The 13152-nt window shown below is 70.6% G+C and carries 13 protein-coding genes; all 13 read left to right on the top strand.

Translation table 11 applies throughout. The annotated features are described in order from the left end of the window. Positions 1–46 precede the first annotated feature (46 nt). The 13 genes from ABZV34_RS29000 (at position 47) to nusB (ending at position 13075) form a co-directional block, all read left to right on the top strand. Positions 47–481 carry a DUF948 domain-containing protein gene (locus ABZV34_RS29000; protein ID WP_356282836.1) on the top strand — a complete coding sequence of 145 codons (435 nt, stop codon included), beginning with the start codon at positions 47–49 and terminating at the stop codon, positions 479–481. A 7-nt stretch (positions 482–488) separates the two neighbouring features. Next, complete coding sequence (locus tag ABZV34_RS28995) at positions 489–827, top strand: DUF6167 family protein (protein WP_356282833.1); 339 nt, start codon at positions 489–491, stop codon at positions 825–827. Then, complete coding sequence (gene alaS, locus ABZV34_RS28990) at positions 827–3499, top strand: alanine--tRNA ligase (protein ID WP_356282830.1); 2673 nt, start codon at positions 827–829, stop codon at positions 3497–3499. The genes ABZV34_RS28995 and alaS overlap by 1 nt, the downstream gene beginning before the upstream one ends. 35 nt (positions 3500–3534) lie before the next feature. Further along, complete coding sequence (ruvX, locus tag ABZV34_RS28985) at positions 3535–3999, top strand: Holliday junction resolvase RuvX (protein WP_356282932.1); 465 nt, start codon at positions 3535–3537, stop codon at positions 3997–3999. Positions 4000–4121: 122 nt separating this feature from the next. Continuing rightward, complete coding sequence (gene mltG / locus ABZV34_RS28980; protein WP_356282827.1) at positions 4122–5912, top strand: endolytic transglycosylase MltG; 1791 nt, start codon at positions 4122–4124, stop codon at positions 5910–5912. Next, positions 5893–6732: a shikimate dehydrogenase gene (locus tag ABZV34_RS28975; RefSeq protein ID WP_356282824.1), complete on the top strand. Its 840-nt coding sequence runs from the start codon at positions 5893–5895 to the stop codon at positions 6730–6732. Before mltG ends, ABZV34_RS28975 begins: the two co-directional genes overlap by 20 nt. Before the next feature lie 200 nt (positions 6733–6932). After that, a complete protein-coding gene (gene aroC / locus ABZV34_RS28970) occupies positions 6933–8117 on the top strand; it encodes a chorismate synthase (protein WP_356282821.1) in 1185 nt (394 codons plus the stop codon). Next, positions 8114–8632 (top strand): shikimate kinase, encoded by a 519-nt coding sequence (locus ABZV34_RS28965; protein ID WP_356282818.1) that lies wholly within the window; start codon positions 8114–8116, stop codon positions 8630–8632. Before aroC ends, ABZV34_RS28965 begins: the two co-directional genes overlap by 4 nt. Further along, the gene (aroB, locus tag ABZV34_RS28960; RefSeq protein WP_356282815.1) at positions 8629–9720 is read left to right on the top strand and encodes a 3-dehydroquinate synthase; all 1092 of its coding nucleotides are present in this window, start codon (positions 8629–8631) and stop codon (positions 9718–9720) included. The genes ABZV34_RS28965 and aroB overlap by 4 nt, the downstream gene beginning before the upstream one ends. Before the next feature lie 203 nt (positions 9721–9923). Further along, positions 9924–10805 carry a Pro-rich N-terminal domain-containing protein gene (locus ABZV34_RS28955; protein ID WP_356282812.1) on the top strand — a complete coding sequence of 294 codons (882 nt, stop codon included), beginning with the start codon at positions 9924–9926 and terminating at the stop codon, positions 10803–10805. A gap of 100 nt (positions 10806–10905) precedes the next feature. Beyond that, a complete protein-coding gene (locus tag ABZV34_RS28950; protein WP_356282809.1) occupies positions 10906–12012 on the top strand; it encodes an aminopeptidase P family protein in 1107 nt (368 codons plus the stop codon). A 59-nt stretch (positions 12013–12071) separates the two neighbouring features. Further along, positions 12072–12638: an elongation factor P gene (gene efp, locus ABZV34_RS28945; RefSeq protein WP_330303171.1), complete on the top strand. Its 567-nt coding sequence runs from the start codon at positions 12072–12074 to the stop codon at positions 12636–12638. A 2-nt stretch (positions 12639–12640) separates the two neighbouring features. Beyond that, positions 12641–13075, top strand: a complete 435-nt coding sequence (gene nusB / locus ABZV34_RS28940; RefSeq protein ID WP_356282805.1) for a transcription antitermination factor NusB — start codon at positions 12641–12643, stop codon at positions 13073–13075. The last annotated feature ends 77 nt before the right edge of the window (positions 13076–13152 follow it).

Below are 13152 nucleotides of genomic sequence, written 5' to 3'. Positions count from 1 at the left end.
ACGACTTTTCGATGTTCAGGCACGTACTTAGGGAGCGGGTGCGACAGTGTCCGGTGGTGAGGTGGCCGGGATCCTGGTGGCCGTCTTCTGGGCGATCCTGGTGTCGTTCCTCGCCGTCGCGCTGGCGAGACTGGCCCAGACGCTCAGGGCGACCACCAAGCTCGTGGCGGACGTGACCGACCAGGCCGTCCCGCTGCTGGCCGACGCCTCGGAGGCGGTGCGCTCCGCACAGACCCAGATCGACCGGGTCGACGCCATCGCGTCGGACGTCCAGGAGGTGACGTCGAACGCGTCGGCGCTCTCCACGACCGTCGCCTCCACCTTCGGCGGCCCGCTGGTCAAGGTCGCGGCGTTCGGCTACGGCGTCCGCCGCGCCATCGGCGGCCGCAAGGACAATGTGCCCCCCAAGGCCTCCCGTCGTACCGTGATCGTGGGCCGCACCGTCCCGTCCGCGCGACGGGGAAAGCGGAAGAAGGACTGACGCAGCGATGTTCCGCCGTACGTTCTGGTTCACCGCCGGCGCAGCCGCGGGTGTGTGGGCCACCACCAAGGTCAACCGTAAGCTCAAGCAGCTGACTCCCGAGAGCCTCGCCGCCCAGGCCGCGAACAAGGCGGTCGCGGCGGGGCACCGGCTCAAGGAGTTCGCGCTCGACGTCCGCGAGGGCATGGCCCAGCGGGAGGCCGAACTCGACGAGGCGCTCGGGCTGGACGCGTCCGTCGACCACGAACTCCCCGCACCCCGGCGGTACGCCGCCATCGAGAACCGTAACGATCCGAGGTATGTCGAGAGGTCGACGTACTCGCACAACCGGAATGAGGACCACTGATGGAGTCGGCCGAGATTCGCCGCCGCTGGTTGAGCTTCTACGAGGAGCGCGGTCACACCGTCGTTCCCTCGGCGTCGCTCATCGCGGACGACCCGACTCTGCTCCTGGTCCCCGCGGGCATGGTCCCCTTCAAGCCGTACTTCCTCGGCGAGGTCAAGTCGCCGTGGTCGCGCGCCACCAGCGTGCAGAAGTGCGTGCGCACGCCCGACATCGAAGAGGTCGGCAAGACCACCCGCCACGGCACGTTCTTCCAGATGTGCGGCAACTTCTCCTTCGGCGACTACTTCAAGGAAGGTGCCATCACCTACGCCTGGGAGCTGCTCACCTCGCCCCAGGACAAGGGTGGTTACGGGCTCGACCCCGAGCGGCTGTGGATCACGGTCTACCTCGACGACGACGAGGCCGAGTCCATCTGGCGCGACAAGATCGGTGTCCCCACCGAGCGCATCCAGCGCCTCGGCAAGAAGGACAACTACTGGTCCATGGGCGTCCCGGGTCCCTGCGGCCCGTGCTCCGAGATCAACTACGACCGCGGTCCCGAGTTCGGAGCCGAGGGCGGCCCGGCCGTCAACGACGAGCGGTACGTGGAGATCTGGAACCTGGTCTTCATGCAGTACGAGCGCGGCGAGGGCATCTCGAAGGAGGACTTCGAGATCCTCGGCGAGCTGCCCAGCAAGAACATCGACACCGGCCTCGGCCTGGAACGCCTCGCCATGATTCTGCAGGACGTGCAGAACATGTACGAGATCGACACCTCCATGGCCGTCATCAGGAAGGCCACCGAGCTGACGGGCGTCGAGTACGGCGCCGCCCACGCGTCCGACGTCTCGCTGCGGGTGGTCACCGATCACATGCGGACGTCCGTGATGCTCATCGGTGACGGTGTGAGCCCCGGCAACGAGGGCCGCGGATACGTCCTGCGCCGCATCATGCGCCGCGCCGTCCGCAACATGCGGCTGCTCGGCGCCACGGGCCTCGTCGTCAAGGACCTCATCGACGTCGTCATCGAGATGATGGGCCAGCAGTACCCCGAACTGGTCAGTGACCGCCGACGGATCGAGACCGTGGCCCTCGCCGAGGAGGCCGCCTTCCTCAAGACGCTGAAGGCCGGCACGAACATCCTCGACACGGCCATCACGGACACCAAGGACTCCGGCGGCAAGGTGCTCGCCGGCGACAAGGCGTTCCTGCTCCACGACACCTGGGGCTTCCCGATCGACCTCACCCTCGAAATGGCCGCCGAACAGGGCCTCTCCGTGGACGAGGACGGCTTCCGCCGTCTGATGAAGGAACAGCGGGACAAGGCCAAGGCCGACGCCCGCGCCAAGAAGACCGGTCACGCCGACGTGGGCGCCTACCGGCAGATCGCCGACGCCGCCGGCGAGACCGACTTCATCGGGTACGACCGGACCGAGGGGGAGTCGAGAATCGTCGGCATCCTGGTCGACGGTGTGTCGTCGCCCGCCGCCACCGAGGGCGACGAGGTCGAGATCGTCCTCGACCGCACCCCGTTCTACGCCGAGGGTGGCGGCCAGATCGGCGACACCGGGCGCATCAGGGTGGACAGCGGCGCGATCGTCGAGGTCCGCGACTGCCAGAAGCCCGTCCCGGGCGTGTACGTCCACAAGGGCGTCGTCCAGGTCGGCGAGGTCACCGTCGGCGCCCAGGTCCAGGCCACCATCGACATCCGTCGGCGGACGGCCATCGCCCGCGCCCACTCGGCCACGCACCTCACCCACCAGGCCCTGCGCGACGCCCTCGGCCCGACGGCCGCCCAGGCCGGTTCCGAGAACCAGCCGGGCCGCTTCCGTTTCGACTTCGGTTCGCCCTCGGCCGTCCCCACGGCCGTCATGACCGACGTCGAGCAGAAGATCAACGAGGTGCTCGCCCGGGACCTGGACGTGCACGCCGAGATCCTGAGCCTCGACGAGGCCAAGAAGCAGGGTGCCATCGCCGAGTTCGGCGAGAAGTACGGCGAGCGTGTGCGGGTCGTGACGATCGGTGACTTCTCCAAGGAGCTGTGCGGCGGCACGCACGTCCACAACACCGCCCAGCTCGGCCTGGTCAAGCTGCTCGGCGAGTCCTCGATCGGTTCCGGTGTGCGCCGCATCGAGGCCCTGGTAGGCGTCGACGCCTACAACTTCCTCGCCAAGGAGCACACGGTCGTCGCCCAGCTCCAGGAGCTGATCAAGGGCCGCTCGGAGGAGCTCCCGGAGAAGGTCTCCGCCATGCTCGGCAAGCTGAAGGACGCCGAGAAGGAGATCGAGAAGTTCCGCGCGGAGAAGGTCCTGCAGGCCGCCGCCGGTCTCGCCGGGTCCGCCAAGGACGTCCGCGGCGTCGCTCTGGTCACCGGCCAGGTTCCGGACGGCACGGGCGCGGACGACCTGCGCAAGCTGGTCCTCGACGTCCGCGGCCGCATCCAGGGCGGCCGGGCCGTCGTCGTGGCCCTGTTCACCACCGCGGGAGGCAAGCCGCTCACGGTCATCGCCACCAACGAGGCGGCCCGCGAGCGCGGTCTCAAGGCCGGCGACCTGGTCCGTACGGCCGCCAAGACCCTCGGCGGCGGCGGTGGCGGCAAGCCGGACGTCGCGCAGGGCGGCGGCCAGAACCCGGCCGCCATCGGTGAGGCCATGGACGCCGTCGAACGCCTGGTCGGCGAGACGGCCAAGTGAGCGCGGACGGTCCGGGCGGCGAGGACGGCCGGGGCATGCGCCGCGGCCGCCGGCTCGCGATCGACGTCGGGGACGCGCGGATCGGGGTCGCCTCGTGCGACCCCGACGGGATCCTCGCGACTCCGGTCGAGACCGTGCCGGGACGGGACGTGCCCGCCGCGCAGCGCCGGCTGAGGCAGCTGGTCGAGGAGTACGAGCCGATCGAGGTCGTCGTCGGACTGCCTCGCTCCCTCAAGGGGGGCGAGGGCCCGGCCGCCGTGAAGGTCCGTGGCTTCGCGGAGGAACTCGCCCGGTCGATCGCGCCGGTCGCGGTGAGACTCCTCGACGAGAGAATGACCACGGTGTCGGCCAGCCAGGGACTGCGCGCCTCGGGTGTGAAGTCCAAAAAGGGCAGGTCGGTCATCGATCAGGCGGCCGCTGTGATCATCCTTCAGCAGGCCTTGGAATCCGAACGAGTGTCAGGTAATCCGCCTGGCGAGGGCGTCGAAGTGGTCATCTGATCGCGATACGGTAACGTTCCGCGCGATGTGGTGGTGTTCGAACAGCCACCGCACAGCAAATGAGGCGAACGGGAGCCGAGCCACCACGCCAGCGGCCACCGCCTCGCGGCTCTAGGGGATCGATGACTGAGTATGGCCGGGGCCCAGGCTCCGAACCGTGGCATCCGGAGGACCCGTTGTACGGGGACGGCGGATGGGGAGGACAGGCCGCCGACGGCCAGTCCCCCTACGGCGGCCAGCCGCAGCACTATCCGCAGCAGCCGCAACAGCAGCAGCAGCCGCCGCAACAGCAGGCGCAGCAGCAGGCGCAGTACGGCGACTGGAGCGACGGTCAGCAGGGCGGCTACGGCCAGCAGCACCCGGGTCAGCAGCAGTACCACGACCAGGGGCAGCAGCAGCACTACGGCGGCCAGGGGCAGCAGCAGTACGCGGGGCAGTACACCGGCCACGACCAGCAGCCGTACGCCGACCCGGGTCAGCAGCAGTACCAGGGTCAGGACCAGCAGCAGTACCACGACGGCGGCTGGGCCAACGGGACACCGCACCAGGTCGCCTACGGCGCCGACCCGGCCGACCCGTACGCGAACCAGGCCGCCGCCTACGGTGGTCAGCAGCCCGACTTCTACAACACCCCCGACGCGTACCCGCCGCCGGAACCGCCCGCGCGCCGCCGTGCCGAGCCCGAACCGGCCCCGACCGACTGGGACCCGGGCCCGGACCAGGGCGAGCACGCCTTCTTCGCGGAGGGCGACGATGACGACGACTCCGACGACGACGATCCGAAAGCCGGCCGCGGCGACCGGAAGGGCCGGGGCGGCAAGGGCGGCACGACCAAGAAGCGCCGCAGCGGCTTCGCCTGCCTGGTGGTGGTGCTCGTCTTCGGCGGCGGTGTCGGCGGTGTCGGTTACTTCGGGTATCAGTTCTACCAAAAACGTTTCGGCCCGGCTCCTGACTACGTGGGCGGCGGCACCGGCGAGGTGACCGTCAACATTCCCAAGGGCGCGGGCGGTTTCGCGATCGCGCAGGCGCTGAAGGAGAAGGGCGTCATCAAGAGCGTCGACGCCTTCGTGTCCGCGCAGCAGACCAACCCCGACGGGACGAAGATCCAGGCCGGGGCCTATCTGCTGAAGAAAGAGATGTCGGCCGCCAGTGCCGTCAAGCTCATGCTCGACCCCAAGAGCCAGAACAACGTGGTCGTCGTTCCGGGCGAGCGCAACATCCTCGTCTACAAGAAGATCGACGAGAAGCTCTCACTTCCCGACGGCACCACCGCCAAGGTCGCCAAGAAGGAATACAAGACCTTCGGACTGCCCAGCTGGGCGAACAACAACAAGAACATCAAGGAACCGCTGGAAGGATTCCTCTACCCGGCGACCTATCCCGCCGCCAAGGGGATGAAGCCGGAAGCCGTCCTGAAGCAGATGGTCACGCAGGCCCTGGAGAACTACAAGAAGCTGAACGTCGAGGCGAGGGCCAAGGAATTCGACCTCGCCGACCCGCTGCAGCTCGTCACGGTCGCCAGCATGGTCCAGGCCGAGGGCAAGACCCACGACGACTTCCGCAAGATGGCAGAGGTGATCTACAACCGCCTCAAGTCCACGAACACACAGACCAACGGGCTGCTCCAGTTCGACTCGACCTTCAATTACCTGAAGGGCCAGAGCAACATCCACATCAGCGAGTCCGAGATCAACAAGAACAAGGACCCGTACAACACCTACACGAACAGCGGTCTGCCGCCCGGTCCCATCGGAAACCCCGGTGACGACGCGTTCAAGGCGGCGCTGAACCCGACCGACGACGGCTGGCTCTACTTCGTGGCGACCGACGGTCAGAACAACACCGAATTCGCCAAGACCTACGCCGAATTCCAGAGGCTCAAGGACAAGTTCAATGAGAGCTCGGGCCACTGACGCCCGGCGGGCAGCGGTCCTCGGTTCGCCGATCGCCCATTCCCTCTCGCCGGTGCTGCACCGCGCCGCGTACCGGGAACTGGGACTCGACGACTGGTCCTACGACCGATTCGAGGTCGACGAGAAGGCGCTGCCGGGTTTCCTGGAGGAGCTCGGCGGTGAGTGGGCGGGCCTGTCGCTGACCATGCCCCTCAAGCGGGCCGTCATCCCGCTGCTCGACGGGATCAGCGGGACGGCGGCCTCCGTCGAGGCCGTCAACACCGTCGTCCTCACCGACGACGGACGTCGCGTCGGCGACAACACGGACATCCCCGGGATGGTCGCCGCGCTGCGCGAGCACGGCATCGAGCAGGTGGAGTCCGCCGCCGTCCTGGGCGCCGGAGCCACCGCCTCGTCCGCTCTGGCCGCCCTGGCCCGCGTCTGCACCGGAGAGGTCGTCGCGTACGTCCGCAGCGCCGAGCGCGCCGCCGAGATGCGGCAGTGGGGCGAACGGCTCGACGTGACGGTCCGTATCGCGGACTGGGCGGACGCCGAGCGGGCCCTGCGCGCCCCGCTGGTGATCGCCACGACCCCGGCGGGCGCCACGGACGCGCTGGCCGCCGCGGTCCCCGAGCGGCCCGCGACCCTCTTCGACGTGCTCTACGACCCGTGGCCCACCGAACTGGCCGCCCGCTGGTCGGCGTACGGCGGCGCCGTCGTCGGCGGCCTCGACCTGCTCGTGCACCAGGCCGTGCTCCAGGTCGAGAAGATGACCGGACGCTCCCCGGCCCCCCTGGCCGCCATGCGGAAGGCGGGCGAGCACGCGCTCGCCAGACGCTGAGCAGCCCCCGGCCGGTCCCGTCGGGCATCCTCCGGCCCGACCGGACACGTCCGCCTGATGGACCTGAGGCCGGAAGGGAGGTCCGGCCATGGGAGGATCGGGGGTGGCGGACCCGGGCCGCGCACCCGGTCGCGCCGTCGCCGTACGCGAGGACGCGTGTACGCAGCAGCAGTACCAGGGCGCGAGCATGAGGAGCACCGTTGAGCAGGTTGCGCTGGCTGACCGCGGGGGAGTCCCACGGTCCCGCACTTGTCGCGACGCTGGAGGGTCTTCCCGCCGGCGTTCCGATCACCACGGACATGGTGGCGGACCACCTCGCCCGGCGGCGCCTCGGCTATGGACGCGGTGCCCGGATGAAGTTCGAGCGTGACGAGGTCACCTTCCTGGGCGGAGTCCGGCACGGCCTCACCCTCGGCTCGCCGGTGGCCGTCATGGTCGGCAACACCGAGTGGCCCAAGTGGGAGCAGGTCATGGCGGCCGACCCGGTCGCCCCGGAGATCCTCGCCGAACTCGCCCGCAACGCCCCGCTGACCCGGCCCCGGCCCGGCCACGCCGACCTCGCGGGCATGCAGAAGTACGGCTTCGACGAGGCCCGGCCGATCCTGGAACGCGCCTCCGCCCGGGAGACCGCCGCCCGCGTGGCCCTGGGCGCGGTGGCCCGCTCGTACCTCAAGGAGACGGCCGGGATCGAGATCGTCTCGCACGTCGTCGAGCTCGCCGCGGCGAAGGCACCGTACGGCGTCTACCCCAGGCCCTCGGACGTCGAGAGGCTCGACGCCGACCCCGTGCGCTGCCTCGACAGCGACGCGTCGAAGGCGATGGTCGCGGAGATCGACCAGGCCCACAAGGACGGCGACACGCTCGGCGGGGTCGTCGAGGTGCTCGCGTACGGCGTGCCCGTGGGCCTCGGCTCGCACGTCCACTGGGACCGGCGGCTCGACGCCCGGCTCGCCGCCGCGCTCATGGGCATCCAGGCCATCAAGGGCGTCGAGGTCGGGGACGGCTTCGCACTGGCCCGGGTGCCCGGCTCCATGGCCCACGACGAGATCGTCCACAGCGAGGACGGCATCCGCCGCACCACCGGCCGCTCCGGCGGCACCGAGGGCGGTCTCACCACCGGCGAGCTGCTGCGCGTCCGCGCCGCGATGAAGCCGATCGCGACCGTGCCGCGCGCGCTCGCCACCATCGACGTGGCCACCGGGGAGGCCGCCAAGGCCCACCACCAGCGCTCCGACGTGTGCGCGGTGCCGGCCGCGGGCATCGTCGCCGAGGCCATGGTCGCCCTGGTCCTCGCGGACGCGGTGGCGGAGAAGTTCGGCGGCGACAGCGTCCCCGAGACGCGGCGCAACGTCGAGTCGTACCTCGAGAACCTGGTCGTACGGTGACCGCGGGACCGCTGGTCGTGCTGGTCGGCCCGATGGGTGTCGGCAAGACCACGGTGGGCGCGCTGCTCGCCGAGCGGCTCGGCTGTGCCTACCGGGACACCGACGGCGACATCGTGGCCGAACAGGGCCGCACCATCGCCGACATCTTCGTCGACGACGGCGAGCCGGCCTTCCGCGCCATCGAGAAGCGCGCGGTCGGCCGCGCGCTGGCCGGCCACGACGGCGTACTGGCGCTCGGCGGCGGCTCGATCCTCGACGAGGACACCCGCACGCTGCTCACCGGGCACCGGGTCGTCTACCTCTCGATGGAGGTCGAGGAGGCGGTCCAGCGCACCGGCCTGAACGTGGCCCGGCCGCTGCTCGCCGTCAACCCGCGACGGCAGTGGCGCGACCTGATGGAGGCACGGCGCCACCTGTACACCGAAGTCGCCAGCGCGGTCGTGCCCACCGACGGCCGCACCCCCGAAGAGGTCGCCCAAGCCGTCCTCGACGCACTGGAGTTGAAGGAAGCATGAGCGAGGCAGTGACGCGTATCCAGGTCGGCGGCACCGCGGGCACCGACCCCTACGAGGTCCTGGTCGGCCGTCAGCTCCTCGGCGAGCTCGGCGGACTGATCGGCGACCGGGCCAAGCGCGTCGCGGTCGTCCACCCCGAGGCGCTCGCCGAGACCGGCGAGGCACTGCGCGCCGACCTGGCGGGGCAGGGCTTCGAGGCCGTCGCCATCCAGGTGCCGAACGCGGAGGAGGCCAAGACCGCCGAGGTCGCCGCCTACTGCTGGAAGGCGCTGGGCCAGTCCGGCTTCACCCGCACCGACGTGATCGTCGGCGTCGGCGGCGGCGCCACCACCGACCTGGCCGGTTTCGTCGCGGCGACCTGGCTGCGCGGGGTGCGCTGGATCGCCGTCCCCACCACCGTGCTCGGCATGGTGGACGCGGCGGTCGGCGGCAAGACCGGTATCAACACCGCCGAGGGCAAGAACCTCGTCGGCGCCTTCCACCCGCCGGCGGGCGTGCTCTGCGACCTGGCCGCCCTCGACTCGCTGCCGGTCAACGACTTCGTCTCCGGCCTCGCCGAGGTCATCAAGGCCGGTTTCATCGCCGACCCGGCGATCCTGGAGCTCATCGAGTCCGATCCGGAGGCGGCCCGCACACCCGCGGGCCCGCACACCGCCGAGCTGATCGAGCGCTCCATCAAGGTCAAGGCCGAGGTCGTCTCCGGCGACCTCAGGGAGTCGGGGCTGCGCGAGATCCTCAACTACGGGCACACCCTCGCGCACGCCATCGAGAAGAACGAGCGCTACAAGTGGCGGCACGGCGCCGCCGTCGCCGTCGGTATGCACTTCGCCGCGGAACTCGGCCGGCTCGCGGGCCGGCTGGACGACGCCACCGCCGACCGGCACCGCACGATCCTCGAATCCGTGGGTCTCCCGCTGAGCTACCGCCACGACCAGTGGCCCAAGCTCCTGGAGAACATGAAGGTCGACAAGAAGTCGCGCGGCGACCTGCTGCGCTTCATCGTCCTCGACGGGCTGGCCAAGCCGACCGTCCTGGAGGGCCCCGACCCGGCCGTGCTCCTCGCCGCGTACGGCGAAGTGGGGGAGTAACACCCAACGGGCCCTCACTTGGGCAGGTTTGCCCTCGCCTCCTGGGCACTTCCCGCCTTCCCCGGCCGTTCACACAACGGCGGCCGGGGAAGGTACCGTTCGGTAGGGGCGTCTCCCGCGCCCTCTAGGGTGGGGGAGAGCGGGTCGGGACCGAGGCTCCGCTCGCCAGCGCCCATCGCCTGTACGAGACGGAGTGGCACCGGATGCAGCACGCAGTGGGGGCTCCGCTGCCGCCGCCCCACCAGCCGGGGCACGGACCGGGCGCCGGCTGGTCGCCGGCCGCGCACCACCCGGGGCACCCCGGCGGACACCCCGGTCCAGCACCCACGAGCGCACCCGCTCCCGGTTTCGCGGGGCCGCCGCCGGGACCTCCGGCGCCGCCGTCGCACCTGCCGCACCCCGCGTCGCCGCAGCACGCCCCCGTGCCCGTGCCCGTGCCCGACAGCACGGGACATGTGCAGCTACCCCCGGGCGGCCCGGTCGGCATGCCGAGCGCAGCCCCCGCCCTGGGCGCCCCCGATCCCACGGCGACCACGCTCGCCGTGCTGCTCATCGGCCCGGCGGGCGCGGGCAAGACCAGCGTCGCCAAGTACTGGGCGGACCACCGCCGCGTGCCGACGGCCCACATCAGCCTCGACGACGTACGCGAATGGGTGCGCTCCGGGTTCGCCGACCCCCAGTCCGGGTGGAACGACCACTCGGAGGCGCAGTACCGCCTGGCCCGCCGCACCTGCGGCTTCGCCGCGCGGAACTTCCTGGCGAACGGCATCTCCTGCATCCTCGACGACGCCGTCTTCCCGGACCGCCCGGTCGTCGGCCTCGGCGGCTGGAAGCGGCACGTCGGGCCGGGCCTGCTGCCCGTCGTCCTGCTGCCGGGCCTGGAGATAGTCCTGGAGCGCAACGCGGAGCGCTCCGGAAACCGCCGCCTCACCGACGAGGAAGTCGCCCGCATCCACGGCCGGATGGCCGGCTGGTACGGCTCCGGGCTGCCCATCATCGACAACTCGCAGCTCGACGTACCGGCCACGGCCCGGGTCCTGGACGACGTACTCGCCCGGTCGATCGCCAGCCCCCCGCAGTGGTAGCCCGGTCCTGACGGCTCGAAACGTGGGGCCCCGTGCCCCCACCCGCCCGTCCGGCCCCGCTGAACCGGCGGTATCCGGTCGGCGCTCGTAGGCTCGATTCATGTCAGAGGTGTACGCGGTACGCCGCGAGCGGCTGAGGGAGCGCTGTACGGCGGGCGGCAGCGCGACCGCGCTCGTCACGCGCCCCGCCAACGTGAGGTATCTCGCGGGGGCGGCCCCGCGCGGTGCCGTCCTGCTGCTCGGCAGGGGAGAGGACCTGTTGCTCTGCGCGGGTCCGCTGGGCGACGAGGCCGGGGCGGGACGTCCGGACGAGGCGCTGCGCGTACAGGCGTTGTCGGGTCCGGGCGGTGACCCGGCCGTCGCCGCGGCCGATGTCGTCACCGCTCAGGGAGCCGACTCGCTGGCCGTGGAGGAACACCACCTGACCGTGACCCGGCACCGGGCCATGGGGTCGGTGGCGCCGCGACTGCGCCTGAGTGACCTGGGCGCCGCGGTCGAACAGCTGCGGGTGATCAAGGACGAGGAGGAGATCTCCTGTCTGCGGGTCGGCGCCGAGATCGCCGACCAGGCGCTCGGGGAACTCCTCGAATCCATTCTCGTCGGCCGGACGGAGCGTCATCTCGCCCTCGAACTGGAGCGCCGGCTGGTCGACCACGGCGCCGACGGACCGGCCTTCGCGACCTCGGTGGGCACCGGGCCGAACTCCGGGAGATGCGGGCACCGGCCCACGGACCGGCGGGTCGAGGAGGGCGATTTCCTGTCCGTCTGTCTCGGCGCGACCTATCGTGGCTACCGCTGCGAGGTCGGCCGTACCTTCGTGATCGGCACCTCGCCCGCGGACTGGCAGATCGCCCTCTACGACCTCGTCTTCGCCGCCCAGCGGGCCGGACGCGAGGCGCTGGTGCCGGGCGCCGCCTACCGTGACGTGGACCGTGCGGCCCGTCAGGTGCTCGACTCCGCGGGGTACGCGGAGGCCCTTCCCACACTCACGGGGCACGGTGTCGGGCTCGAAATCGACGAGGACCCGCAGTTGGCCCCCGCGGCCATGGGTAAACTGGACGCTTGCGTGCCGGTCACCGTCGAACCGGGGGTCCACCTCCCGGGCCGGGGCGGTGTCCGGATCGATGACACGCTCGTCGTACGCCCCGAGGCGGACGGCGGACCCGAGCTACTCACCATCACGACCAAGGAACTGCTCGCGCTCTAGCCCCCCGGCTGTGCGCGTGTCCCGGGGTCGTCCACGTCAGTCCAGGAGATTCCGCAACCGTGGCTTCCACGAACGACCTCAAGAACGGCCTGGTGCTCAAGCTCGACGGAGGCCAGCTCTGGTCCGTCGTCGAGTTCCAGCACGTCAAGCCCGGCAAGGGCCCGGCCTTCGTGCGCACCAAGCTGAAGAACGTGCTCTCCGGCAAGGTCGTCGACAAGACGTTCAACGCCGGCGTCAAGGTCGAGACGGCCACGATCGACAAGCGCGACATGCAGTTCTCGTACATGGACGGCGAGTACTTCGTCTTCATGGACATGGACACGTACGACCAGCTCATGGTCGACCGCAAGTCCGTCGGTGACGCCGCCAACTTCCTGATCGAGGGCTTCACGGCCACCGTGGCGCAGCACGAGGGCGAGGTGCTCTTCGTCGAGCTGCCCGCCGCCGTCGAGCTCGTCATCCAGGAGACCGAGCCGGGTGTCCAGGGCGACCGCTCCACCGGTGGCACCAAGCCCGCCATCCTGGAGACCGGCCACCAGATCCAGGTCCCGCTCTTCATCACCACCGGTGAGAAGATCAAGGTCGACACCCGCACCAGCGACTACCTCGGCCGGGTGAACAGCTAACCGTGGCTGCCCGCAACACGGCCCGCAAGCGCGCCTTCCAGATCCTCTTCGAGGGCGACCAGCGCGGCGTGGACGTCCTGACGGTCCTCGCGGACTGGATCCGGCACTCCCGGAACGACACCCGGCAGCCACCGGTCAGCGAGTACACGATGGAGCTGGTCGAGGGCTACGCCACCAAGGCGAGGCGCATCGACGAGCTCATCGCGACGTACGCCGTCGACTGGACGCTGGACAGGATGCCGGTCGTCGACCGCAACATCCTGCGCCTCGGCGCCTACGAGCTGATCTGGGTCGACGGAACCCCCGACGCGGTGGTGCTCGACGAGGCGGTGCAGCTCGCCAAGGAGTTCTCCACGGACGAGTCGCCCTCGTTCGTCAACGGACTGCTGGGCCGGCTCAAGAACCTCAAGCCGTCGCTCCGCCGGGACGAGGCCTGACCGAGGCTCGTCCGTACAGCCTGGACACAGGTAGGAGATCGCCGGAGGGCCCGCAGCGCGTTCGCTGCGGGCCCTCC

The organism is Streptomyces sp. NPDC005195 (genome assembly GCF_040608315.1).
Lineage (GTDB): Bacteria > Actinomycetota > Actinomycetes > Streptomycetales > Streptomycetaceae > Streptomyces > Streptomyces kaempferi.
This window is presented reverse-complemented; position numbering and strand designations above follow the sequence as displayed.